The 25393-nt window shown below is 72.2% G+C and carries 19 protein-coding genes; 11 read left to right on the top strand and 8 right to left on the bottom strand.

What is annotated here, in order from left to right:
* Positions 1 to 56: 56 nt before the first annotated feature.
* Together Sm713_RS04800 and Sm713_RS04795 are read right to left on the bottom strand one after the other, a co-directional pair.
* Positions 57 to 431 carry a WhiB family transcriptional regulator gene (locus tag Sm713_RS04800; protein ID WP_212908420.1) on the bottom strand — a complete coding sequence of 125 codons (375 nt, stop codon included), beginning with the start codon at positions 429 to 431 and terminating at the stop codon, positions 57 to 59.
* 439 nt (positions 432 to 870) lie between these two features.
* Positions 871 to 1575, bottom strand: a complete 705-nt coding sequence (locus Sm713_RS04795) for a DUF1707 domain-containing protein (protein ID WP_212908419.1) — start codon at positions 1573 to 1575, stop codon at positions 871 to 873.
* 204 nt (positions 1576 to 1779) lie between these two features.
* Between Sm713_RS04795 and Sm713_RS04790 the strand changes: the two genes are divergently transcribed.
* The 5 genes from Sm713_RS04790 to Sm713_RS04770 all read left to right on the top strand — a co-directional run bounded on the left by Sm713_RS04790 (position 1780) and on the right by Sm713_RS04770 (position 9404).
* The gene (locus Sm713_RS04790) at positions 1780 to 3480 is read left to right on the top strand and encodes a fumarate hydratase (RefSeq protein ID WP_212908418.1); all 1701 of its coding nucleotides are present in this window, start codon (positions 1780 to 1782) and stop codon (positions 3478 to 3480) included.
* 344 nt (positions 3481 to 3824) lie between these two features.
* On the top strand, positions 3825 to 5246 hold the full coding sequence (locus Sm713_RS04785; protein WP_212908417.1) for an aspartate ammonia-lyase: 1422 nt from the start codon (positions 3825 to 3827) through the stop codon (positions 5244 to 5246).
* Positions 5247 to 5464: 218 nt separating this feature from the next.
* On the top strand, positions 5465 to 6283 hold the full coding sequence (locus tag Sm713_RS04780; protein ID WP_212908416.1) for a DUF402 domain-containing protein: 819 nt from the start codon (positions 5465 to 5467) through the stop codon (positions 6281 to 6283).
* Between the two features lie 116 nt (positions 6284 to 6399).
* Entirely contained in the window at positions 6400 to 7092 is a 693-nt protein-coding gene (locus Sm713_RS04775; RefSeq protein ID WP_212908415.1) for an SAM-dependent methyltransferase, read from the top strand.
* A 65-nt stretch (positions 7093 to 7157) separates the two neighbouring features.
* Positions 7158 to 9404, top strand: coding sequence for a SpoIIE family protein phosphatase (locus Sm713_RS04770; RefSeq protein WP_212908414.1), 2247 nt, complete (start codon positions 7158 to 7160; stop codon positions 9402 to 9404).
* Between the two features lie 404 nt (positions 9405 to 9808).
* Here the strand turns inward: Sm713_RS04770 and Sm713_RS04765 are convergent, their stop codons facing one another.
* Complete coding sequence (locus tag Sm713_RS04765) at positions 9809 to 10390, bottom strand: TetR/AcrR family transcriptional regulator (protein WP_212908413.1); 582 nt, start codon at positions 10388 to 10390, stop codon at positions 9809 to 9811.
* A 133-nt stretch (positions 10391 to 10523) separates the two neighbouring features.
* Here Sm713_RS04765 and Sm713_RS04760 point away from each other — a divergent pair, with 133 nt between their 5' ends.
* Entirely contained in the window at positions 10524 to 11495 is a 972-nt protein-coding gene (locus Sm713_RS04760; protein WP_212908412.1) for a chlorophyllase, read from the top strand.
* A gap of 73 nt (positions 11496 to 11568) precedes the next feature.
* Here the strand turns inward: Sm713_RS04760 and Sm713_RS04755 are convergent, their stop codons facing one another.
* Positions 11569 to 13824: a transglycosylase domain-containing protein gene (locus Sm713_RS04755; RefSeq protein ID WP_212908411.1), complete on the bottom strand. Its 2256-nt coding sequence runs from the start codon at positions 13822 to 13824 to the stop codon at positions 11569 to 11571.
* A gap of 479 nt (positions 13825 to 14303) precedes the next feature.
* Here Sm713_RS04755 and Sm713_RS04750 point away from each other — a divergent pair, with 479 nt between their 5' ends.
* The 5 genes from Sm713_RS04750 (at position 14304) to Sm713_RS04730 (ending at position 19433) form a co-directional block, all read left to right on the top strand.
* Positions 14304 to 15197, top strand: coding sequence for an SPFH domain-containing protein (locus Sm713_RS04750; protein WP_212911788.1), 894 nt, complete (start codon positions 14304 to 14306; stop codon positions 15195 to 15197).
* 158 nt (positions 15198 to 15355) lie between these two features.
* Complete coding sequence (locus Sm713_RS40125; protein ID WP_249416516.1) at positions 15356 to 15655, top strand: hypothetical protein; 300 nt, start codon at positions 15356 to 15358, stop codon at positions 15653 to 15655.
* A 159-nt stretch (positions 15656 to 15814) separates the two neighbouring features.
* Positions 15815 to 16339 carry a PadR family transcriptional regulator gene (locus tag Sm713_RS04740; protein WP_212908409.1) on the top strand — a complete coding sequence of 175 codons (525 nt, stop codon included), beginning with the start codon at positions 15815 to 15817 and terminating at the stop codon, positions 16337 to 16339.
* On the top strand, positions 16336 to 17025 hold the full coding sequence (locus tag Sm713_RS04735) for an ABC transporter ATP-binding protein (RefSeq protein WP_212908408.1): 690 nt from the start codon (positions 16336 to 16338) through the stop codon (positions 17023 to 17025). The genes Sm713_RS04740 and Sm713_RS04735 overlap by 4 nt, the downstream gene beginning before the upstream one ends.
* Before the next feature lie 110 nt (positions 17026 to 17135).
* Positions 17136 to 19433, top strand: coding sequence for an ABC transporter permease (locus tag Sm713_RS04730; protein WP_212911787.1), 2298 nt, complete (start codon positions 17136 to 17138; stop codon positions 19431 to 19433).
* Positions 19434 to 19636: 203 nt separating this feature from the next.
* Here the strand turns inward: Sm713_RS04730 and Sm713_RS04725 are convergent, their stop codons facing one another.
* From Sm713_RS04725 to Sm713_RS04710, 4 genes are all read right to left on the bottom strand, one after another.
* On the bottom strand, positions 19637 to 21142 hold the full coding sequence (locus Sm713_RS04725; RefSeq protein WP_249416090.1) for an AI-2E family transporter: 1506 nt from the start codon (positions 21140 to 21142) through the stop codon (positions 19637 to 19639).
* Positions 21143 to 21339: 197 nt separating this feature from the next.
* Positions 21340 to 22029: a lytic transglycosylase domain-containing protein gene (locus tag Sm713_RS04720; RefSeq protein ID WP_212908407.1), complete on the bottom strand. Its 690-nt coding sequence runs from the start codon at positions 22027 to 22029 to the stop codon at positions 21340 to 21342.
* Positions 22030 to 22589: 560 nt separating this feature from the next.
* The gene (locus tag Sm713_RS04715; RefSeq protein ID WP_212908406.1) at positions 22590 to 23912 is read right to left on the bottom strand and encodes a PhoH family protein; all 1323 of its coding nucleotides are present in this window, start codon (positions 23910 to 23912) and stop codon (positions 22590 to 22592) included.
* A gap of 419 nt (positions 23913 to 24331) precedes the next feature.
* Positions 24332 to 25093: an isoprenyl transferase gene (locus Sm713_RS04710; protein ID WP_212908405.1), complete on the bottom strand. Its 762-nt coding sequence runs from the start codon at positions 25091 to 25093 to the stop codon at positions 24332 to 24334.
* Positions 25094 to 25393: the final 300 nt, after the last annotated feature.

Genomic DNA, 25393 nt, shown 5'->3' with positions numbered 1-25393 from the left:
ACCCTGACCCCGACTCCGGTGGACCGGGGCCGCGTTCGGGGCGCTGAACGCCGCCGCTATCCGGCCGCCGCTATGGGCCCGGCCGCGTGCGCCTTCTTGAGTTCGAGGTCGCGCCGGCGGCGCCGGGCGAGCACCACGCGCCGCTCCGCCGCGGTCAGCCCGCCCCACACTCCGTACGGCTCCGGCTGGACGAGGGCGTGCTCGCGGCACTCCACCATCACCGGACACCGGGCGCAGACCCGCTTCGCGGCCTCCTCGCGGGAGAGCCGGGCCGCGGTGGGCTCCTTCGACGGGGCGAAGAAGAGGCCGGCCTCGTCGCGCCGGCATACCGCCTCCGTGTGCCACGGGGCGTCCTGATCCCGTTGTCCCGTGGGCACCCGCCGGGTGGGGACGGCAGCGATCTGCAGGGACTGACGCGGCGGCTGCAGCACGGTCTACTCCTGACGACGGCTTCGCTGGGGGCCCCTCCCACGTCCTTGAGGCTGTGGGGGAGAGCGACGATGCAGCAAGGCCTACCCGCTGTGCGCGCGCCTAAGCACTGAGTTCCTATGCACGCGTGTTCTCAGCCAGGCGAAAACCGGCCTTGAACAGGGCGGTAGCCGTCGATCAGGGACCGGTGCACTCCGTTGGCCGGTCCATGTAACTCGTGTACTCCTCAGGCCGGCCGGGGAACCTCAGGTACTCCGGCGGCCGGTCCATGCACCTGGTGTACTTCGCCGGCCAGTCCGGGCCCCAGGTACCGCCATGGCCTCAGGCACCCCCATGGCCTGCATGGCCTGCATGGCCTCAGGCTCGCCCATGGCCTGCATGGCCTCACGCTCCCCCATGGCCTCAGGCACTCCCGTCACCAGTCCCGCTGCTAGTCCAGTGCTAGTCCAGGTACTTGCGGAGCTTGTGCTGGAGGTCGCGTACCAGGCGGCCCCGCTTGGGCTTCGCCTCGATGTTGCCGAGCACCGCTATGCCGTCCACGAAGACCACCGGGGCGTCGGGGTCCGTGGAGTCGAGGGTGTCGACCTCGAAATTGCCGAGGACGCCGCCGCCGCTGCCGCGCAGCGAGATGTTCTCCGGGACGCGGATCTCGACGTTGCCGAAGACCGAGATGGCCTTGATCACCACCTGCCGGTACTCGAAGAGCGCCTCGCTGAGGTCGATCTCGACGTTGCCGAAGATCGCGTACGCGTGCGTCCTGCGGCCCACGCGCCAACGGCCCCTGCGCATCGAGCTGCTGAGCACGGCCACGAGGTTGTCGTCGGCGACGGAGGGTATCGCGCCGGCCGTGGGGCGGGACGGGGCCGGGCCGGACGCCTCGGGGGCGCTCGGCTCGTACCCCCCGGCGCCGTCCTGCGGGAGGTCGGCCACGAGGGGTTCGAGGTCACCGACCGTCTTGGCCCGGTAGACGCCGTCGACGCGCTCCGCGTGCTCGTCGGCCGTGAGCCGGCCCTGGGCGAGCGCCTCGCGCAGGATGTCGGCCACGCGGTCGCGGTCGGCGTCGGACGCGCGGAGCCCCGCGGGGGGCTGGGCCGGCGCCGTCGGTGCGGCGGGCTTCGTTTGCTGAGGGCGCTTTTCGAGGTCCACGGAGAGCAGCGTACCGAAACGCGATAGATCGCGACTACCCCCTGTGGACAACTCCCCTGTGGACAACCCCACCGACCACCCCGCCGCCCTCGCCGCAGCCCGCACCGCGGCTGCGGCAGGCGCCATGCGCGTAGGGCGCGCGAGCCGGGACTACGCTAGTCGCGCGCTGCCGGCGGGGCGGTGTCGCTGTCTGTCGAGTGAGGAATGGGCGCAATGCCAGAGTTTCAGTACTCCGATCTGCTTCCTACCGGGGAGGACCCCACCCCGTACCGGCTCGTGTCCGCCGAGGGCGTCAGCACCTTCGAGGCCGGGGGGCGAACCTTCCTGAAGGTCGAACCGGAGGCGCTGCGGGCCCTTGCGGAAGAGGCCGTTCACGACATCCAGCACTACCTGCGCCCGGCCCACCTCGCCCAGCTGCGCCGCATCGTCGACGACCCGGAGGCGTCCGCGAACGACAAGTTCGTGGCGCTCGACCTGCTGAAGAACGCGAACATCGCCGCGGCCGGCGTGCTGCCGATGTGTCAGGACACCGGCACCGCGATCGTCATGGGCAAGCGCGGGCAGAACGTGCTCACCGAGGGTGGCGACGAGGAGGCCCTCTCCAGGGGCATCTACGACGCGTACACCCGGCTCAACCTGCGGTACTCCCAGATGGCCCCGGTGACCATGTGGGAGGAGAAGAACACCGGCTCCAACCTCCCGGCCCAGATCGAGCTGTACGCCACCGACGGCGGCGCCTACAAGTTCCTCTTCATGGCCAAGGGCGGCGGCAGCGCCAACAAGTCGTTCCTGTACCAGGAGACGAAGGCGGTCCTGAACGAGACCGCCATGATGGGGTTCCTGGAAGAGAAGATCCGCTCCCTCGGCACCGCCGCCTGCCCGCCCTACCACCTGGCGATCGTCGTCGGCGGCACCTCCGCGGAGTTCGCGCTGAAGACGGCGAAGTACGCCTCCGCGCACTACCTCGACGAGCTGCCCTCGGAGGGCTCCGAGCTGGGCCACGGCTTCCGGGACAAGGACCTGGAGGAGAAGGTCTTCGAGCTGACGCAGAAGATCGGCATCGGGGCGCAGTTCGGCGGCAAGTACTTCTGCCACGACGTGCGCGTCGTGCGCCTCCCGCGGCACGGCGCGTCCTGCCCGGTCGCCATCGCCGTCTCCTGCTCGGCCGACCGCCAGGCCCTGGCGAAGATCACCGCCGAGGGCGTCTTCCTGGAGCAGCTGGAGACCGACCCGGCGCGCTTCCTTCCGGAGACCACGGAAGCCGAGCTCGACAGCGGTTCCGCCGCGGGCCTGGACGGGGCCGGCGACGTCGTGAAGGTCGACCTGAACCGCCCCATGGACGAGATCCTCGCCGAGCTCACCAGGTTCCCCGTCAAGACCCGCCTGTCCCTGACCGGTCCCCTGGTGGTCGCCCGCGACATCGCCCACGCCAAGATCAAGGAGCGCCTGGACGCCGGCGAGGACATGCCGCAGTACCTCAAGGACCACCCCGTGTACTACGCAGGCCCCGCGAAGACCCCCGAGGGGTACGCGTCGGGCTCCTTCGGGCCGACCACCGCGGGGCGCATGGACTCCTACGTGGCGCAGTTCCAGGCGGCCGGCGGCTCCAAGGTGATGCTCGCCAAGGGCAACCGCTCGGGACAGGTCACCGGCGCCTGCAAGGAGCACGGCGGCTTCTACCTCGGCTCCATCGGCGGCCCCGCCGCGCGCCTCGCCCAGGACTGCATCAAGAAGGTCGAGGTCGTCGAGTACGAGGAGCTCGGCATGGAGGCCGTCTGGAAGATCGAGGTCGAGGACTTCCCCGCCTTCATCGTCGTCGACGACAAGGGCAACGACTTCTTCGCGGACCCCGCCCCCAGCCCGACCTTCACCAGCATCCCGGTCCGCGGCCCCGGCCAGGGCTGAGTGCCGCAGACCCCCAGACGCGCCCTCCCCGGACCTCCACCGGGGAGGGCGTTTCCTCGTCCGGCCGGACGACCGGCCGCCCAGCTTTCCAACGGGCGGCCTATCCGACCTTGAGAACGTCCGACCCATCGGCCCCATCCAGCCCTTCCAGCCGTCCAGCCGTCCAGCCGTCCAGCCCGTCCGGCCTACATCCGCGGCCCAGGGGTACCTCGCCGTCGAGCGGAGCCGGGCGCTGAGACGGAAGCCAGGCCCTGAGACGGAAGCCGAGCCCTGAGAGGGAAACGAGGGCCAGGAGGGAACACGGGAAGCGGCCTCGGTGCTGTACCGGCGGGAGGTACCACGAGATGACAAGCGAGAAGGCCGCCAGCGGCGGGCAGGACCCGGCGGAGTACCGCACGGAGCACGACTCCATGGGCGAGGTGCGGGTCCCCGCCCACGCGAAGTGGCGTGCCCAGACCCAGCGGGCGGTGCAGAACTTCCCGGTCTCCGGGCAGCGCATCGAGCGCGCCCACATCGAGGCCCTGGCCCGCGTCAAGAGCGCCGCGGCCAAGGTGAACGCCGATCTCGGCGTGATCGACGAGGACATGGCCCGCGCCATCCAGGAAGCCGCCGCCGAGGTCGCCGAGGGCCGCTGGGACGACCACTTCCCGATCGACGTCTTCCAGACCGGCTCCGGCACCTCCAGCAACATGAACACCAACGAGGTCCTGGCCACCCTCGCCACCGAGCGCCTCGGCCGCGACGTCCACCCGAACGACCACGTCAACGCCTCGCAGAGCTCCAACGACGTCTTCCCCTCCAGCATCCACATCGCCGCCACGGCCGCCGTCACCCACGACCTCCTCCCCTCCCTGGAGCACCTGGCCACGGCCCTGGAGCGCAAGGCGAACGAGTTCAAGGACGTCGTGAAGTCCGGCCGCACCCACCTCATGGACGCCACCCCGGTCACCCTCGGCCAGGAGTTCGGCGGCTACGCCGCGCAGATCCGGCACGGCATCGAGCGGCTGGGCGCCTCCCTCCCCCGCCTCGCCGAACTCCCCCTGGGCGGCACCGCCGTCGGCACGGGCATCAACACCCCGCCCGGCTTCGCCGCCGCCGTCATCGGCGAGATCGCCGAGCGGACCGGGCTGCCGCTGACGGAGGCCCGCGACCACTTCGAGGCGCAGGGCGCCCGGGACGGGCTCGTGGAGACCTCCGGCCAGCTCAGGACCCTCGCCGTCTCCCTCACCAAGATCTCCAACGACCTGCGGTGGATGGCCTCGGGCCCCCGCACCGGCCTCGCCGAGATCAGCCTCCCCGACCTCCAGCCCGGTTCCTCGATCATGCCCGGCAAGGTCAACCCGGTGATCCCGGAGGCGGTCCTCCAGGTCGCCGCCCAGGTCACCGGGAACGACGCCACCATCGCCACCGCCGGTGCCTCGGGGAACTTCGAGCTGAACGTCATGCTCCCCGTGATCGCCAAGAACCTGCTGGAGTCCATCCGGCTGCTCGCCAACGTCACCCGCCTCCTCGCCGACCGCACCGTCGACGGCATCACGGCCAACGTCGAGCGGGCGCGCGAGTACGCGGAGTCCTCACCGTCCGTCGTGACACCGTTGAACAAGTTCATCGGTTACGAGGAAGCCGCGAAGGTCGCCAAGAAGGCCCTGGCCGAGCGGAAGACCATCCGCGAGACGGTCCTCGAACTGGGCTACGTCGAACGCGGCCTGCTGACCGGGGAACAGCTCGACGAGGCGCTGGACGTCCTGCGCATGACACACCCTTGACGCACCCTTAGGCGGCCGGCGGGGGCAGCGCGCGACGGCGGTACGGGGCGGAGCGCACCGGAGGGCGCCTGGGCAGGTGCGCGCGCCGGGAGCCGCCGGGGCGTGCGGCCGCCACCCCGCCCACCGGCCGCCCCTCCGCCTCCTCGGGCGACCCGCTCCCGCCCCCACGAGTGACCCACCCCGCAGCGACTCCGGCACGTCCCACCTAATATCTGTACATGGCAGAGGAAACAGCGCACGCCCCGGTCAACGGCTCAGCACTCGGGCCGCCGGCCGGCACCGGCGCCAAGCCCCCTGCCACGGCTTCCGCCACCCCCGCCCACGCTCCCGCTCCCGCGAGGACCGGTGCGTCCGCTCCCGCGAGGACAGGAGCGCCCACCGCCCGCTGGCCCCGCGGCAGCCACATCCTGTGGCGCTACCGGGAGAACGGCGGCCCCCGCGTGCACATCTGCCGCCCCGTCACCGTCGTGCAGGACACCGAGGACCTGCTCGCCGTCTGGGTCGCCCCGGGCACACCCTGCGTCAAACCCGTTCTGGCCGACGGCACCCCCATCCACGCGGAGCCGCTGGCGTCCCGCTACACCAGGCCCCGCACCGTCGCCCTCGGCCACTGGAGGGGCACCGGCCTGCTGAAGCTCGCCAGGCCCGGCCGGCCCTGGTCGGTCTGGCTGTTCTGGGAACCCGGCTGGCGCTTCAAGAACTGGTACGTCAATCTCGAGGAACCCCTCGCGCGCTGGTCGGGCGGCGTAGACTCCGAAGACCACTTCCTCGACATCAGCGTCCGCCCCGACCGGAGCTGGCGGTGGCTCGACGAGGACGAGTTCGCGCAGGCCCAGCGCGAAGGGCTGATGGATCCGGCCAAGGCGAGATCCGTACGGCAGGCAGGCTGGGCGGCCGTCGAGGCGATCACGGCCTGGGAACCACCGTTCTCGGAGAGCTGGCCCGACTGGCGACCCGACCCCCGCTGGACGGTCCCGCCACTTCCGGACGATTGGGACCGGGGCCCCACACCCGAGTCCTCACATCAGTCGTCATGAGACTCTTGCTGTGCCCCCATGGTTCAAACGTAGGATCGTCCCCCGCAAGGGTGCACCGGCAACTTCGATGGTCTGCACCACCCCTGACACAACGTCATCGAGGAGCGGCAGTAATCGTGAACGGTAGCGAGGCTGACCTGGACTGCGGGGTCGCGACGGCGGACCGTACCGGCCGGGTGCACGCCTTCGACGCCATCGGGGCGCGCTACGAGCAAACCTTCCCGAACCGGGAAGGCCGTGTCACGGCGGGCGCCCGGCAGGCGTCCGGGCCCCACTGCGGCTCCCGCGCACTCGATGGCGCACGGCCCACCGGGCGCCGGTCCACCGGCGCGGGCCGCCATGCCGATGTCGATTTATCGACGGTGACCCCGAGGCCGGCCGGAAACAGCACACGGGCAAGCGGGCTGACCCACCGTGACCTGGGCATCCCGACCCCCGGGGAGCAGCGCGGCCTCGCGCTCCGAGGCGGTGCCACCCCGCTCCGAGGCGGTGCCACCCGCACCCCCGCGGCGCTGAAGCCGTCCCGCGGCGGGACCCGCCGGGCGCTGCACAGACTCCGCAGAACGCCCCGGCCCCATGGCTTGTTTACCCTCGCCAAGGCCGAGGCCGCCCTGGCCGACACCGAGATTTCGTTCCTGGGCCACATAATCCGGGTATCGGGATTCCTGCGGGACGAATTGCGCCAGGTCGTACACGATGCGGGTTTCGAGATCGCCGGGGAGGGCGCGCGCGTACAGCCCGGCGAGTACCGACGCTCTACCCGAGCACCAGCTGTTCCCCAACTGCCGACGCACCAGATCCACGCGTGACGCACCCAGGTGACGCATGGACGGCGCGCACGGCGCGCAGCCCCGGACGGACGGATTCGACACGCGTGACGGAGCACACCACCTCCCACGAGGACCGACAGCCCAGCGCTGTCCGGCCACCCGACCCCGCGGACCCGCGCGGGGCGCTGCTGCGTACCCCGGAGGCCCCCGAGCCGGCGACCGCGGCCCTGACGGCGCACGGCCGGTCCGGCGACCCCGCGCACACCGGCGCCATATCCTCCTGCGGAGCCCAGGACAGGGCCCCCGGCGGCCGGCAGGACCAGGCCACCGGCCAGCATGACAGAGCAGGCGCGTCCGCCACACCCGGCGCCGGTGACAGCGATGAGCATGCCCAGCCGGTCACGCACCAGTCGTCCCCGGACCAGCCGGACTCCCACCGGCCGCGCCCTGCTCATCCCGGAGCCATGACCCCTACGCCCACGCAGCACCCCGTACCCCCGGGGCCCCTCCCCACCGGACCCGGCATCACGGGCGCCCCCACCGGTGGTGCGCCCGGTGTGCCCGTGCCCGGCCTGCCCGCGCAGGGCCTCGCGCACGCCGTGGGCCAGGCCGCGCTGCAACGCGACGGCGACCGCCTCAGGTTCGTCGGCGCCGCGACGCGCCGCATCGCGCGCGGCATGGACCTCGACGAGATCGTGATGGGCCTGTGCCGGGCCACCGTGCCCACGTTCGCCGACGCGATCCTGGTCTACCTCCGCGACCCGCTGCCCGTCGGCGACGAGCGGCCCACGGGACCCGTGGTGCTGCGGCTGCGCCGCACCGACCGCCTGCGGCTGATCGAGGACGGCACCGAGGAGCAGGAGAGCGAGGGCAGCCCGCTGTCGCCCGCCCTGCAGCCCCAGCTGGTGCCCGCCCAGCCCGATCTGGCGGCCACGACCGAGCTGTGCGAGGTGGAGCCGGGCGGTGCGCTCGCCGAAGTGCTCCGCGGCGTGCGCCCGGTCTTCGCCGACTCCCCCGCGGCCCTGGCGGCGCTGCCGGAACTCCTCGGCTCCCGCTCGGTGCCGGGCGGGCGGCGCGCGATACTCGCCCCGCTCCGCGGCCGGCGCCGGGTGATCGGCGCGGCCATCTTCCTGCGGGGGCCCGACCGTCCGGCCTTCGAGAGCGAGGACCTGCTGGTCGCCGCGCAGCTCGCCACGCACAGCGCGCTCGGCATCGACAAGGCCGTGCTGTACGGCCGCGAGGCCTACATCGCCGACGAGTTGCAGCGCACCATGCTCCCCGAGACGCTGCCGCGGCCCACCGGCGTCAGGCTCGCGTCCCGCTACCTGCCCGCCGCCGAGACGGCGCGCGTCGGTGGCGACTGGTACGACGCCATCCCGCTGCCCGGCAGCCGGGTCGCCCTCGTCGTCGGTGACGTCATGGGGCACTCCATGACCTCCGCGGCGATCATGGGCCAGCTCCGCACCACCGCCCAGACCCTGGCCGGCCTCGACCTGCCGCCCCAGGAGGTCCTGCACCACCTGGACGAGCAGGCCCAGCGGCTCGGCTCGGACCGCATGGCCACCTGCCTGTACGCGGTCTACGACCCGGTCTCGCACCGCATCACCATCGCCAACGCCGGCCACCCGCCGCCGGTGCTGCTGCACCTCGGCGGGCGTGCCGAGGTGCTGAGGGTGCCGCCGGGCGCGCCGATCGGCGTGGGCGGCGTCGACTTCGAGGCCGTCGAGCTGGACGCGCCCGCGGGTGCCACGCTCCTGCTGTACACCGACGGCCTGGTGGAGTCCCGGCTGCGTGACGTGTGGACGGGCATCGAGCAGCTGCGCGAACGGCTCGCCGCCACCGCCCGGCTGACCGGCCCTGACCACCCGCCGCCGCTGGAGGCCCTCTGCGAGGAGATCCTCGACATGCTCGGCCCGGGCGACCGGGACGACGACATCGCCCTCCTCGCCGCCCGGTTCGACGGGATCGCGCCCAGCGACGTGGCCTACTGGTTCCTGGAGCCGGAGGACGCGACGCCGGGCCGGGCCCGCCGGCTGGTGCGCAGCGCGCTGTCCCGCTGGGACCTGGACGACCTGAGCGACGCCGTGGAGCTGCTGGTCAGCGAGGTCGTCACGAACGCCGTCCGGTACGCCTCCCGGCCGGTGACCCTGCGGCTGCTCCGCACCGACGTGCTGCGCTGCGAGGTCGGCGACGACGTGCCGCAGCTCCCGCGGCTCCGGCAGGCGCGCGCCACCGACGAGGGCGGGCGCGGGCTCTACCTCGTCAACAAGCTGGCGCGGCGCTGGGGAGCGACCCGGCTGAGCACCGGCAAGGTCGTGTGGTTCGAGGTGCACCGGCCGGGACTGGGCTGATCCCCCGGGCGGCCGGGCGGGCCGGCCCGGCCACCGGCGGCGCCCTACGGGCCCCGGCCCGCGAACGGGCCGTGCGGGTCCAGGTGGCCTGAACCGGCGCGGGCGGCCCGCCCGCGCCCCTGACGGGGCGCCCCCGCCGCCGTGAGCAGGCTCCTCGCGCCGCGGCGCGGGTGCACCGGCGCGGTGGCCGCTCGCCCCGGCCCGCACGCCCCGTCAGGGGCGCGGAGAGGCACGGGAGAGCACGGCTGAGCGGGTCCCTCCGGTCAGTACCCCGACGCGCCTCCAGCGGCCTCCAGCTGCCTCGACGCCGTCCGGGCCCTCACATAGTCCTGGCGCCAAGACACGGCCGGCCGCCGACGACGGTCAGTTCCCGCTGCTGGAGGCGGCCGAGGCCGGGTGGCTGGTCATGTGCCGGAGGGGTGGCGCAGACCGTTCACGATCAGGCGGATCATCCGGCGGGTGTAGGCGGGGTCCTCGGGGGCGGTGACGGAGCCCATGGCGCGGAGCAGGTCGTATGCGCTGATGGCGGGGTCGAGGGGTTCGGCCAGGGCCGCGCCGGCCATCAGGGTGTCGAGGGCGGGCAGGAACCGTTCCCGGAAGTAGTCGGGCAGGCTCTCGTAGGCAGGGTCGCCGGAGTGGAGGGCGGCCTTGAGGCCGCGCTTGGTCGCCACGAAGTCGGCCAGGCGTTCCAGCCACAGGCGCAGGGCCTCGACGGGTTCGTGTACGGCTGCGAGCTCGGCGGCGGCGGCCGTGCAGGTGTCCACCTCCCGGCGGAAGACCGCGACGATGAGGTCCGAGCGCTCGGGGAAGTGCCGGTACAGGGTGCCCGTACCCACGCCCGCCTCGGCGGTGATCCGCCGGACGGGCGCGTCGACCCCCTCCGCCGCGAACACCACGGCCGCCGCGCTCAGCAGCGCATCGAGGTTGCGCTGGACGTCACGGCGGGCCGGGCGGGCCGTCTCGCCGACGGCGGGCTGGTTCGTCATGGCGATCCCCTTTTGCGAAACGGAACAACGTTCAGTAGCGTAATCGACTGAACGTTGTTCCGTTTTCGTGTCGAGCCCGGACTCCCGCCCCCGCCGCCCAGGCACATGGCGTACCACTCCTGGAGAATGCCCGATGAACAAGCTCATCCATGACGCCCTGAACATCCCGGTTCCGGACGCCGAGCCCAGCCTCACCGTCACGACCGTCGTCCTGGCCGCCCCCGAGCGCGGACTGCCTCTGGAAGTACGCGTGACCGCCCCCGCGGCCGGCGAGAGGCTCCCGGTCGTCCTGTTCTCCCATGGCGGGGGCGACTCCCTGTACCTGGCGTCCAAGGACGGCTACGACCCGCTCGTGCAGTTCTGGGCGGCACGCGGCTTCGCGGTCGTGCAGCCGACGCATCTCAGCTCCAAGATCGGCGGCTTCGGCCTCGACCCCGGGAAACCGGGCCACTCCATGTTCAGCGCCGCCCGCCTGGCCGACATGCGGCAGATCCTCGACGGCCTCACCGAGATAGAGCAGCGGGTCCCCGGGCTCGCCGGGCGCCTCGACCACGACCACGTCGTCGGCGCGGGCCACTCCGCGGGCGCGCAGACCATCGCCGTCCTGCTCGGAGCCCGCTTGAAGGGCGTCGACGGCAAGACGAGCGACGAGGACCTCCGCGAGCCGCGCATCGGGGCCGGCCTGCTCCTGGCCCCGACCGGCAGCGGCGAGGGGCTCGTCCCCGCGGTGCGCCAGGCGTACCCGGAGCTGGACGTCGACTTCTCCCACATGACCGCCCCCGCCCTGGTGGTCTACGGAGACACCGACGTCAACCCGGCGATGATGCTCTACGGCGCCGAATGGCACGCCGAGCCCTACCGCCAGAGCCCCGGCGACGGCGACCTGATCACGTTCTTCGGCGCCAGGCACTTCCTCGGCGGCATCATGGGCTACAACCTCGCGGAGACCGATGACGAGAGCCCCGAACTCCTCGCTCTCACACAGCGCATGACCTGGGCATACCTGCGCAGCGCCACCGACTCCGGCAGCGACGCCTGGGAAGAAGCCCGCGCGGCCTTCGAGCGGCACACCGCCGCCTACGGCCGTATCGAGTCCAAGGCCTGAAGGCCGCCAGGAGGCATGCGCGCGGGCTCGTCAACCTGCCACAAGCCGTGACGGCCGGCCTCCCGGCTGCCGTTCAGCCCGTCAGCCCCAGGCCCTGGCGGAAGGGGCTGTTGCTCGGCGGAGGCGGCGTGGACGGCTCCGACGGGGGCGGGCTGCTCGGCGGCTGGGACGGCGTGGTGGGCGGGGAGCTCTCCGTCGGCGGGGGCGGCGGGGGCGGGGCGCTCTCCGTCGGCGGAGTGGACGGCGGAGCCTCGGTCGGGGTCTGCTCGGGTGCGCTGGTGGTCGGGTCCGCAGGCGGCGCGATGCCGTCGCCCTTGTCGGTGTCGAGGTCGAACGTGCTGGGCGAGCCCATCGCCTTGAAGGTGTAGGCGGCCCAGATACGGGCCGGGAAGCTGGCGCCGTCGACGCGCGGCAGCCCGCCCGCGCCTGCCATGGAGACGTGCTCACCCTGCTTGATGAGCTTCCCCTTGCTGTCCTTGTGGGTCTTGGCGGCCTCGCCGAACAGGCCCACGGACGTCACCAGCTTCGGCGTGTAGCCGGAGAACCAGGCGGACCTGTTCTCGTCGGACGTGCCCGTCTTGCCGGCCACGGCCTGCTCGGGGTTGCGCACCGCGGAGCCCGTGCCGTCGTTGACCACTCCGGTCAGCACGGAGGTGACGGCGTCCGCCGCCTGACGGCTGATCGCCTGGTCGCCGATCGCCTCGGGGATGTCGATCGGGGTGCCCTGGTGGCTGGCGGCCCGCACGATCTGCGGGGTGACCTTGCGGCCGTGGTGGTCCAGGCTCGCGTAGACGCCGGCCATCTCCATGGGGCTGGCCCCCATCGAGCCGAGGGTCTGCGCGGGCACCACCGGCAGGTCCTTGACGTCCATGCCGAGTCTGCCGGCGGTGTCCAGCATCCTGGATATGCCGACGTCCACGCCCATCTGCGCGAAGACCGCGTTGACGGACTTGTTCATGGCCTTCTGGACGGTGATCTGCCCGTAGGAGACCTCGTCCTCGTTCGGCGGGGCGAACCCGTGGCCGCCCACGACACGGCGGCGGTTGGTGCCGTCGTACAGCGTGTCCGCGGTGATGGGGCGGCCGTCCTGGGTCTCGGCGTCGTCGTTGAAGGCCGCGGCGAGTATCACGGGCTTGAACGTGGACGCGGGCTGGTAGTCCGTCCTGGTGGCGTTCGACGTCCAGTGGTCGGTGAGGCCCCGGCCGCCGTAGAGGGCCACCACATGGCCGTTGCCGGGGTCGACCGAGACGGCGCCGGCCTGCACGTCGCCGTCGACCCTGCGGGTCTTGCGGTTGAGGTGGTCGTTCAGCTGGGCCTGGACGGCGTTCTCCAGGGCCTGCTCCTTCTTCCGGTCGATGGTGAGCGTGATCGTCCAGCCGCCGGCCTCGAACTCGGCGTCGCTGATGTCCTGGTCGCGCATCACCTGGTCCTTGGCGGCCTGGATGATGTAGCCCTCCTGGCCCTTCAGCCCGGCCGCCGCCGTCGGCGTCCGCGGCACCGGGAACTTCAGGCCCTGCCGGGCGCCGGCGTCGAGCCAGTGCTCCTCGACCATGTTGTCGAGGACGTAGTTCCAGCGGTCCTGGGCCAGCCGCTTGCCGGTGGGCGTGGCGAGCGCCCAGTCGTACTGGTTGGGGGCCTGGAGCAGCGCGGCGAGGTAGGCGCCCTGGGCGACGTTCAGGTCCCGGGCGTCCGTTCCGTAGTACGCCTGCGCGGCGGCCTGGATGCCGTAGGCGCCGCGCCCGTAGTAGCTGGTGTTGATGTAGCCCGCGAGGATGTCGTCCTTGGTCTTCTGGCGGTCGACCTTGAGCGAGATGACCAGTTCCTTGAGCTTGCGGGTGACGGTCTGGTCCTGGTTCAGGTAGTAGTTCTTGACGTACTGCTGGGTGATCGTCGAACCGCCCTGGGTGCCCTTGCCGGTCAGGGTGTTGATCAGGCCGCGCGCGGTGCCCTTGAGGTCGACGCCCTGGTCCTTGTAGAACGTCTTGTTCTCGGCGGCGACGAACGTCCGCTGCACGTCCTTGGGCACCTCGGAGAGGTCGACGATCTCGCGGTTGACCTTGCCGGTGCGGGCCATGACCGTGCCGTCGCTGTACTTGTAGACGTTGCTCTGGAGCTTGGCCTGGGCGTTGCCCTCGGGGACGGGGACCGTCAGGTAGAGCACGATGAAGGCTCCCATGCCGAGCAGGCAGAGGCCGAAGAGGCAGCCCAGGATCTTCTTCCAGGTGAACATGCGGCGTATCCCCCCTCTCGCGTGTCCCGCCGAGCGCTGGTGCGCTGCCCGGCGTGCGCCACCGCGCTGCCGCGCTCGTCTCGCTTCGGCTCGTCCCATGGGTGCCCTGGCTCCGCTTCGTTCTCGTTCGTCCGTCGACCGGGCGCCGGGGACGGCTCTGCAAACTAGCACCGCGCGCCAGGACAAACGCTGGCCGATCCGGCCTTTCCGGACGTGACAATCAGCACCGGCCCCGACGGAACCCGCAACGGTTCCAACGGTCTCCAACGGAATCGACGAGTGAGAAGTGCCGAAGGTTGCCAGCATGGAATTTGTGCTATCATATTGATAGTGTGTGGTGAGCACACACCAGCATCGACGTAGAACCGGGGGTCCTCATGAGTTCATCAGGCAGCGAATCCGGAATCGGCGGCGGCATCGGGGCGGGCAGCGCCTCGCCCGCGGGAGATCCGGCCGGGGAAGGCCAGGGCGACGGCGGGGCGCCCACAACCGGAGCCCCGATCGGAGCTCCCGCCGGAACCCCTGGAGGCGGCCGCGCCCCGCGCTCCGGCGATCCCGCCGCCGAGGGCGTGCCGGAGATGCCCCGGCCGCGGGTGCGGGAGTTCGCCGCGCACAGCGTCGGCGGCGGCCTCGCCCTGCTGCTCACCCTGGTGGGGGTGCTGGCGGGCGTGGCGATGATCCCGCTCGGCGCCGCGGTCGCCACGGGCGGCGGGCAGCCGGCGCTGATCATCCTGGGCGTCGTCGTGATCCTGGGCTCCATATTCGCCATGAGCGGCCTGAACACGGTGGCGCCGGGCGAGGCCAGGGTCGTCCAGCTCTTCGGGCGCTACCGCGGCACCATCCGCAAGGACGGCCTGCGCTGGGTGAACCCGCTGACGTCCCGCACCAGGATCTCCACCCGCGTCCGCAACCACGAGACGCCCGTCCTCAAGGTCAACGACGCCTACGGCAACCCGATAGAGCTCGCCGCGGTGGTCGTCTGGCGGGTGGAGGACACCGCGCAGGCCACGTTCGAGGTGGACGACTTCAAGGAGTTCGTCTCCACCCAGACCGAGGCCGCCGTGCGGCACATCGCCATCGAGTACCCCTACGACGCCCACGACGAGGAGGGCCTGTCGCTGCGCGGCAACGCCGAGGAGATCACGCAGAAGCTGGCCGTCGAGCTGCACGCGCGCATCGAGACCGCCGGCGTGCAGATCATCGAGTCCCGCTTCACGCACCTCGCCTACGCGCCCGAGATCGCCTCGGCCATGCTCCAGCGCCAGCAGGCCGGCGCGGTCGTCGCGGCGAGGCGGCAGATCGTGGACGGGGCGGTCGGCATGGTGGAGGCCGCGATCAGCCGGATCACGGAGCAGGACATCGTCGAACTCGACCAGGAGCGGAAGGCGGCCATGGTCTCGAACCTGATGGTGGTGCTCTGCGGCGACCGCGCGGCCCAGCCGGTGCTGAACACGGGCACGCTGTACCAGTGAGCCCGGCGGACGGCGGCGGGGACGCGCCCCGGCGGGCGGACGGGACCGGCGCGAGCCCGGACACGGGCGCCGGCTCGGGCGCCGCCCCGGACGCGGGCTCAGGCCCGGATGCCGGTTCGGGCGCCGGGGCGCGTGCCGGCCGCCAGGCGCGCAAGCAGGTGCTGCTGCGCCTGGACCCGCACATCTACGAGGCGCTGGCCCGCTGGGCCGGCGAGGAACTGCGCAGCGCCAACGCCCAGATCGAGTTCCTGCTGCGCCGCGCGCTGGCGGAGGCCGGGCGCCTGCCCCGCGGCGCCCGCCCGATCCCGCGGCGGGGGCGGCCACGGCGGGCGGACCCGGGCGAGGGTCCGGCTCCGGGTCCGGCCACGGGCACGGGCACGGGTCCGGACCAGGGTTCAGCCGCGGGTCCAGCCCCGGACCCGACCGCGGACCCGGACCAGGGTCCACCGGAGGCGTGACCCGGGGCGGCACGCGCGGCACTGGCGGCACGGACCGCCACCCCGGGCCCGGCCCTCTCCGAGGTCCCCGGACCGCAAGACCCCAGGCCCGGCACCCGCCCCAGCCCGTTACCGGACAGCTATACACGCGGCGTATACGTCATGTGTATAGTGACTGCCATGTCAATTGGTCACACCCTTCTCGGGTTGTTGGAGTCCGGTCCCCGGCACGGCTACGACCTCAAGCGCACCTTCGACGAGAAGTTCGGGCACGACCGCCCGCTGCACTACGGGCAGGTCTACTCGACCATGTCCCGGCTGCTGAAGAACGGTCTCGTCGAGGTCGACGGGATCGAGGCGGGCGGCGGTCCCGAACGGAAGCGCTACGCGATCACCGAGGCCGGCATCACCGACGTCGAACGCTGGCTCGCGACCCCCGAGAAGCCCGAGCCCTACCTCCAGTCCACCCTCTACACCAAGGTCGTCCTCGCCCTGCTCACCAGGCGCGAGGCCGGCGACATCCTCGACACGCAGCGCTCCGAGCACCTGCGCATGATGCGTGCCCTCACCGAACGCAAGCGCAAGGGCGACCTCGCGGACCAGCTCATCTGCGACCACGCGCTGTTCCACCTGGAGGCGGACCTGCGCTGGCTGGAGCTGACCGCCGCCCGCCTGGACAAGCTCGCGCAGGAGGTACACGCATGAGCGCCCCCGAGGGATCCCTGCTCGCGGCCACCGACCTCCACAAGGCGTACGGCCCCACCACCGCCCTGGACGGCGCCGCGTTCTCCATCCACCCCGGCGAGGTCGTCGCCGTGATGGGCCCGTCGGGCTCCGGCAAGTCGACCCTGCTGCACTGCCTGGCCGGGATCGTCACGCCCGACTCCGGCAGCATCCTCTACAACGGCCGCGAGCTGTCCGCGATGAGCGACGCGGACCGCAGCGCCCTGCGCCGCAGCGACTTCGGCTTCGTCTTCCAGTTCGGCCAGCTCGTGCCCGAGCTCACCTGCGTGGAGAACGTCGCCCTCCCCCTCCGGTTGAACGGCACCGGCCGCAAGGAGGCCGAGAACACGGCCCGGACGTGGATGCGGCGCCTGGAGGTCGACGACGTGGCGGGCCAGCGGCCCGGCGAGGTCTCCGGCGGGCAGGGGCAGCGGGTGGCCGTCGCCCGCGCGCTGGTCTCCGGACCGCGGGTGCTCTTCGCCGACGAGCCCACCGGAGCGCTCGACTCGCTCAACGGCGAGCGCGTGATGGAGCTGCTGACCGACGCGGCCAGATCCTCCGGCACCGCCGTGGTGCTCGTCACCCACGAGGCCCGGGTGGCCGCCTACTCGGACCGCGAGGTCGTGGTGCGCGACGGCAGGTCACGGGACATGGAGCGGGTCTCATGAGCACGCCCCCACCCGCTTCCGCCACCGCGGGGACCGCCCCGCCCGGGCCGCCCGCCGGCACCGCCGCGGCCGGACGGCGCCGTGGCTCGGGCTGGGGACGGGACCTCGCCATGGGGCTGCGGTTCGCGCTCGCCGGAGGTCGGGAGAGCTGGGCGCGCACCCTGCTCACCGCCGTCGGCGTGGGCCTCGGCGTGGCCCTGCTGCTGATCACCACGGCGTTCCCCAGCGCCTGGGGGCACCGGCAGGAACGCGAGCGCGACCGCACCGACATCACGTACAGCGCGAAGGTGCCGCCGAAGGCCGACGACACGCTGCTGATCGCCGACACCGGGACCACCTACCGCAGCGACGGCGTCCGCGGCCGGCTGGTCCAGCCCGAGGGGCCGAAGGCGCCGCTGCCGCCCGGTGTCGCCGCCTTCCCGCGGCCGGGCGAGATGGCGGTCTCGCCGGCGCTGAAGAAGCTGCTGGCGTCCGACGACGGCGCGCTGCTCCGCCAGCGGCTGCCGTACCGGATCACCGGCACCATCGCCGACCAGGGCCTCGTCGGGCCCAGCGAGCTGGCCTACTACGCCGGCACGCGCGATCTGCACGTCGGCGGCCCCGAACGGATCTGGAACGTCCAGCGGATCAGCACCTTCGGAAAGGCCGGCCCCACCGAGGGCCTGGACCCGGTGCTCACCCTCCTGGTGCTCATGGTCTTCATCGTGCTGCTGATGCCGGTCGCCGTCTTCATCGCCACGGCCGTGCGCTTCGGAGGCGAGCGGCGCGACCGCAGGCTGGCCGCGCTGCGCCTGGTCGGCGCCGACGGCCTGATGGCCCGCCGGATAGCCGGGGGCGAGGCGCTGGCCGGGGCCGTGGTGGGGCTGGTCCTCGGCGCGGTGTTCTTCGTGATCCTGCGCCAGCTCGCCGGCCGGATCACCCTCTTCGACACCAGCGTCTTCCCGTCGGACCTGAACCCGTCCCCCGGCCTCGCCGTCCTGGTCGCCCTCGCGGTGCCCGCCGCCGCGGTCGCGGTGACCCTCCTCGCGCTGCGCAACGTCGTGATCGAGCCGCTCGGCGTGGTCCGCAAGGGCAAGCCCCCGCGGCGGCGCCTGTGGTGGCGCCTCCTGCTGCCGCTCGGCGGTCTCGTCCTGCTCTACCCGATGATCGGCCAGGGCAGGGAGCAGTCGTTCAACGAGTGGATGGTCATCGGCGGCACCGTCCTGCTGCTCATCGGCGTCACGGCCCTGTTGCCCTGGGTCGTGGAGGCCGTGGTGAACAGGCTCGGCGGGGGCGCCGTCTCCTGGCAGCTCGCGGTGCGCAGGCTCCAGTTGAGCAGCGGCACCGCGGCCCGGATGGTCAACGGCATCGGGGTGGCCGTGGCCGGTGCGATCGCGCTCCAGATGCTCTTCGCGGGCGTGTCGGGCGACTACACCCGCCAGACGAAGAACGATCTGAACCGCGCGCAGATGACGGTCCACGTGCCCGCCACCGTGCCGCTGGCGGACGCCGACCGCGCCCTGCGGGCGACGAGAGGCGTGCGGCACACCACGGCGTTCGGCACGTCGGACATGGCCGCGAAGGCGAAGGACCCCGAGAACTTCGTCTCCCTGAGCGTCGGGGACTGCTCGGCGCTGCGCGAGCTGGCCCGCCTGTCCACCTGCCACGACGGCGACGTCTTCGTCGTCACCGGAGCCGAGTACGACACCACCACCGCCCAGGAGGCGAAGCCGGGGCGCACACTGTACGTGGACCCGTCGGAGCCCGGTTCCCCGGGGCGGGAGGCGCCCTGGCGGCTTCCGGCGGCCATGAAGGCGGTCCCGAGCAAGGAGGACCCGACGGGCGTCGAGCGCGGCGGCGTCCTGGCCACCCCGTCGGCGCTGCCGCACAGCGCGGCGGCCACCGCCGACAGCACCGTCTACGTACGGGTCGACCCGTCCGACCCCGACGCCCGGGACCGGGTCCGCAACACCGCGGCGAAGGCGGATCCGCTGGCCGACGTCTTCGTGCTCGCCGCCAGCGAGCAGTCCAACCGCTTCGCGTCGGTGCGCACCGGGCTGTTCGTCGGCGCCACCTGCGTGCTGATCCTGATCGGCGCCAGCCTGCTGGTGTCCCAGCTGGAGCAGTTGCGGGAGCGCAGGAAGCTGCTGTCGGTCCTGGTGGCCTTCGGCACCAGGCGCCGTACGCTCAGCCTGTCGGTGTTCTGGCAGACGGCCGTCCCGATCGCCCTGGGGCTGGTGCTGGCCTCGCTGGTGGGCCTGACGCTCGGGGCGGTCCTGTTGAAGATGGTGGACGCCACGGTCACCGTGGACTGGGCGAGCGTGGGCTCCATGACGGGCATAGGCGCGGGCGTGGTGCTCGCCGTGACGGCCCTGAGCCTGCCTCCGCTGCTGCGGATGATGCGGCCGGACGGGCTCCGCACGGAGTAGCCGGGCCGCGCCGCCCGCCCGTCCCACCGCCACCGTCCGGCGGCCCGACCCCCCACCGGGCCGCCGGACGGTGGCGTCTTCCACGGCTGCGGCCCAGGCTGCGGGGCGTCTGCCGGTGGCTCCTCGTAGCGCGGAGCGTCTACTTCGGCGGTCCTGGAGGCCGGCCGGTCCCGGCAGGGACGGGCGACCCCGGAGGCGGGCGTCTACTTCGGCGGTGCCGAAGGCCGCGGGGGCATGGGTGGGATGCTGCCGGCGGCAGGCGGGGGCGTCGCCGGAGCGGGCGGCGCCGCGGGTGCGGCGGGTGCGGCGGCCGGGGCCGTCACGTGGTCGGTCCCGTGGTCGGTCCGGTCGTCGCCCCCGTCATCGCTCCCGTGGCCGGTCCCGCGTTCCTCGGTCGGCGGGGCCCCCGGGGCCGGCACGGTGCCGGACAGGTCCTGTGCCGCGGCCGCGTGCCGGACCGCGATCTCCCGGGAGTACGCCCGCAGATAGCCGACCACGCTGTTGGTCACGGCGACCAGCGGCACCGCCACCACCGCGCCCCCGATCCCGGCGACCAGCCCGCCCGCGGCGACCGACAGCACCACGGCCAGCGGATGCACCCGCACCGCGCGGCCGAGGATGAAGGGCTGCAGGATGTGCCCCTCGATCTGCTGCACGGCCAGCACCACGACGAGCGTCATCACGCCCGTGAACACGCCCTGCGTCACCAGCGCCACGACGACCGCCAGCGCACCGGAGATCACGGCGCCGACCAGCGGGATGAAGGCGAACAGGAAGATGAACACGGCGAGCGGCACCGCCATCGGCACGCCGAGGAAGAAGATGCCGAGGCCGATGAAGATGGCGTCGATGAGGGCCACGATCACCGTGCCGCGCACGTACCCGGTCAGGGTCCGCCAGGCCCGCGGCCCCGCGCCCGCGATGCCGCCGCGCGCCTGCGACGGGACGAGCTTGAGCGTCCACTCCCAGATGCGCCGCCCGTCGTAGAGCAGGAACAGCGTCGAGAACATCGTCAGGAGGATGCCCGTGAGCGCCTCCACGATCACGGTGACGCCTTCGAGGCCCGCGGAGGTGATCGCGTCGGTGTTGGCGCCGACGGCGTCCCGCAGGCTCCCCGCGATGTCGTTGATCTGGTCCTCGGTGACGTGGAACGGGCTGTGCAGCAGCCAGCGGCGCAGCTCGTCGATGCCGTCCTGGATCTGCGCCGACAGGTTGTCCAGGTTCTCCATGACCTGCCAGACGACGAACCAGCCGACCAGGCCCATGATGACGAAGCCGGAGATGGCGGTCAGCGCGGTGGCGGGCCCGCGGGGCAGCCCCGCCCGCCGCAGCCGGGCGACGGTGGGCTGCAGCAGCGCGGTGATCAGCAGCGCCGCGACGAACGCGAGCACCACGAGCTGGATGGCGCTGATGACCTGGAACAGCACCCAGAGGGTACCCGCCAGGACGAGCAGCCGCCAGCCGGCCTCGGCGGCCACCCGCATGCCCCACGGCACGGCCGCCTTGGGCTCGGGGCGCGAGGGGACCGCGGGGGCGTAGGAGGGGGGCGGCGGGATGTTGGCGACGGGGGGCGGCGCATCGCCGCCCGACGGCGGCAGCCCGTTGGCGGAGGACTTCTCGGCCGCCGCGGCGCGCGCCTCGCTCAACCGCTCGCCCATGCCGGTGAGTCCCTTGCCGAGCCTGTCGGCCCACTCGCGCATTCGCGACATCTCCCGTCCCTTCCCCCTGTGCTCTTCCCCAAGTTCCCCCTGCACCGCGTCTCATCCTCGCCAAGTCGCCGGCCGCGGAAGCCCGCTGGAAGAGACCGTACAGGGCCGGAGCCCCTCACCGTAGGACGGCGAGGGGCTCCGGGGGGTTGAGCGGTCCGGGACGCGGCGGAAGGGACGGTCCGGCGTCCGGCGGGGGCTCAGTACCAGCTGTTGGCCTGCCAGAAGGACCATGCCTCGCACGGGCTGTGGTAGCGGCCGTTCATGTAGCTCAGGCCCCACTTGATCTGCGTGGCGGGGTTGGTCTGCCAGTCGGCGCCGGCGGACGACATCTTGGATCCGGGCAGGGCCTGGAAGAGGCCGTAGGCACCGGAGCCCGCGTTGACCGCGTGGTAGTTCCAGCCGGACTCGTGGCTCACGATGTTGCTGAAGCACTGGAACTGGTCGGAGGGGACCATCTGGCGTGCGATGGCCTGCACCTGCGCGATGGTGTACGAGCTCTGCGTGGCGAAGCTGGAGGCGTCGCGGGTTGCGGACCTGCTGGCGGCCTCTTTCTTCTCCTTCTCGGCCCGCTCCTTCTCCTCCGCGGCCTTCTGCTTGGCCACGGCGGTCTGTGCGGCTGCCTTGCGAGCGGCTTCTTCCGCCGACTTCTTGGCCGCGAAGTCTGCCGCGTCGGCCTGTGCGGACGCTTGCTGGGCCAGGGAGGACACCTGGACCTGGGCCTGCTGGCCCGCGGGAATGTCGGCGAGGAGTGTCGCGTCGCCTGCCATCGCCTCGGGTTCGTTCGAGGGGTGCTGGGTGCTGCCCGAGGCAACGCCCACGACGGCGCCGACGGTGGTGACCGCGGTGGCGGACGCCACTGCGAATCCCCGGACCGAAATCCGGCTCACGCGGTTTTCCTTCCAGCACCGTCCGCTCGGGTGACCTCTCACGGACGCAATCGTGCCCCTGGCACTGGCCTCCGACTGCTGGTCACGGGAGGCGCGGGCCCGGTGGGCAACTTCCAGGGGGCGGAAGCGCCGCGTGGTGCTCGGGCGGCATACGACGGTCTCTATGTAGTTCTGTGATCCACTACGGTCGGCGGGACGCGAGTCCCCCCATGGTGCTCAAGTGTCGTATGCGGGGCCTGACAGGACCCAGACTCTGCCGTAGCCGGACGCCGCAAGGCAATTCTCCGTTGCGTGTGAAAGCTCACACCTTGTTTGCCCCCTAAGAGTTCCGGAAATCCGCACACACCCAAGCGCCGCCCGGCTAAGCTCTTCGGCTTCACCGGGCGGCGTCCACTTGGACGTTACCGCCGGACACTCGCTTCTGACCGGCGGGATTCCCTCTTCGGGAGCAACGGGACAACCCCTTCGGGTGGACCGGGAATCCCCGTCTCGTAACGTGGATCCCCGCACCGGCGCCGTCCGGGGATTCCGGTAGGACCTGTCGGTCTTCTCCGGACCCGTCAGATGTGCCCCTCTTCCAGCATCTCCGTCACCAGTGCGGCAATTTGCGACCGCTCCGAACGGGTGAGCGTGACATGGGCGAAGAGCGGGTGGCCCTTGAGCTTCTCCACCACGGCGACGACGCCGTCGTACCGGCCGACGCGCAGGTTGTCGCGCTGGGCGACGTCATGGGTGAGGACGACCCGGGAGTTGGCCCCGATCCTGGACAGGACGGTCAGCAGGACGTTCCGTTCCAGGGACTGGGCCTCGTCGACGATGACGAACGCGTCGTGGAGGGAGCGGCCGCGGATGTGGGTGAGCGGCAGCACCTCCAGCATGCCCCGGGCGGTGACCTCCTCGATGACCTCGCGGCTGGTGACCGCGGAGAGGGTGTCGAAGACGGCCTGGGCCCAGGGGTTCATCTTCTCGGCCTCGGTGCCGGGCAGGTAGCCCAGCTCCTGCCCGCCCACCGCGTACAGGGGCCGGAAGACCATCACCTTCTCGTGCTGCCTGCGCTCCAGGACGGCCTCCAGACCGGCGCAGAGCGCGAGGGCTGACTTGCCGGTGCCGGCCCTGCCGCCCATGGACACGATGCCGACGTCCGGGTCGAGCAGCAGGTCGAGCGCGATGCGCTGCTCGGCGCTGCGCCCCTTGATGCCGAACGCCTCGCGGTCCCCGCGCACCAGCCTGACCTGACCCTCGGGGGTGACGCGGCCGAGCGCCTTGCCGCGCTCCGACTGGATGGTCAGGCCGGTGTGCACGGGCAGGTCCGCCGCGTCCGGCACGTACAGCGTCTCCTCCTCGAAGAGGAGGTCCACCTGCTCCGCGGAGAGGGTGAGTTCGGACATGCCGGTCCAGCCGGAGTCCGTGATGGCCAGTTCCGCCCGGTACTCCTCCGCGAGCAGGCCGACGGACGAGGCCTTGATGCGCAGCGGGAGGTCCTTCGAGACGACCGTGACGTCGTATCCCTCGGCCTGGAGGTTGCGGGCGACCGCGAGGATCCGGGAGTCGTTGTCCCCCAGCCGGTAGCCGGCCGGCAGGACGCCAGGGTCGGAGTGGTTGAGCTCGACGCGCACCGTCCCACCCAGGTCCCCCACCGGCAGCGGGGCATCCAGGCGGCCGTACCGGATCCGGTAGTCGTCGAGCAGGCGCAGGGCCTGGCGGGCGAAGTAACCGAGTTCCGGATGGTGCCTCTTGGCCTCCAGCTCTGTCACCACGACGATCGGGAGCACCACCTCGTGCTCGTCGAAGCGGGACAGCGCATTGGGATCGGCCAGCAGCACGCTGGTGTCGAGAACGTAGGTGCGCCGGTCGGGCATGCGGCGCTTTGTACTGGTCACCACGGAAGGACGTACCCCCTCGGAAGAGGTCGGGGAGCGACGGCGTCGCGGAGCTTCCCCCGGGGCACAGGATTTCCCCGAGGGACGGGAGAGAACCGGCTCAGGCCGCGGGACACGGGCCTGGCGCGGCCCTCGGTGTCATCCGCGCAGTCCGTACGGTGGGTACGGTCCTTCTGGTGCAACGGGCCTCCCGGACGGGCGGCCCCACGCCGCCCGCTGAGGTGCGCCACCTCAGGTGGGCACCGGCCGGTGCCGCTGGGGTGTCGACCTGGAAGACATATTCCCTCGAACAGGCGCAGGCATGCCATGGCATATGACGACACCCAGGTGAAATGGGTGTTGCCGAACTGTGCCCACCGGGCCCCGGGACAGGTCCGCCGCGGTGTCCGGGCCGCCCTCAACTCCCCCCGGACCGAGGGGTGTCAGCCGCCGAAGCGGCGGTGGCGGGCCACGTAGTCGCGGAGCGCACGCAAGAAGTCGATCTTGCGGAAGGCGGGCCAGAAGACCTCGCAGAAGTAGTACTCCGAATGGGCCGACTGCCACAGCATGAAACCGGACAGCCGCTGCTCGCCGCTGGTCCTGATGACGAGATCGGGGTCGGGCTGCCCGCGGGTGTAGAGGTGTTCGGCGATGACGTCGATGTCGACGAGTTCGGCCAGCTCCTCGAAGCTGGTGCCCTTCTGGGCGTGGTCGAGCAGGAGGGAGCGCACGGCGTCGGCGATCTCCTGGCGGCCGCCGTACCCGACGGCGACATTGACGAGTATGCCGTCATTGCCCACTGTGGCCTGTTCTGCCTCTTTCAGTACCCTTTGGGTCTGGCCGGGCAGGAGGTCCATGGTGCCGACGTGGTGGACGCGCCAGCGGCCGTCCGCGGCGAGGCCGCGCACCGCGTCCTCGATGATGCCGAGCAGGGGGATGAGCTCCTCCTCCGGCCGGTCGAGGTTGTCGGTGGAGAGCATCCAGAGGGTGACCACCTCGACGTCCGTCTCGGCACACCAGCCGAGGAACTCGGTGATCTTGTCGGCGCCCGCGCGGTGGCCCTGGGCGGTGGTGCCACCGGCGGCCTTGGCCCAGCGGCGGTTCCCGTCGAGGATCACGCCGATGTGCCCCGGCATCTGCTCGTGGTCCAAGCGGCCTTCCACCCGGCGTGCGTAGAGTCGGTACACCAGGTCGCGCAGGTTCACTGTCGTCAGCCCCTCCATGCGGATAACAGCCCCGAGGTCGAAAGCCTACCGCTGCGGAACGTACGTACGGCCCGGGGTGGCGCCCCGCCCCGCGGGGCGCCCGCGGGAAGGGGTGCGTGCGCCGGGGCGCCCGCGGGAGCCCGCCGCCGGACGGGCGGGCGGGGCGGCCGGGGCACCGGCGCCGCGCCCGGTCCCGCGGCGCACCGCCGCAGGTGCGGGGGCCCGGAAACACCGGGACGTGTGCCTGGTCACGGGGACGCCCACACCTCTGCCGGGCCGCCGGGGCCCTGACGTACTTTC

It is taken from the genome of Streptomyces sp. TS71-3, assembly GCF_018327685.1.
Classification (GTDB): Bacteria; Actinomycetota; Actinomycetes; order Streptomycetales; family Streptomycetaceae; genus Streptomyces.
Note: the sequence above shows the minus strand (reverse complement) of the source record. Positions and strands in the feature narration are given on the sequence as shown.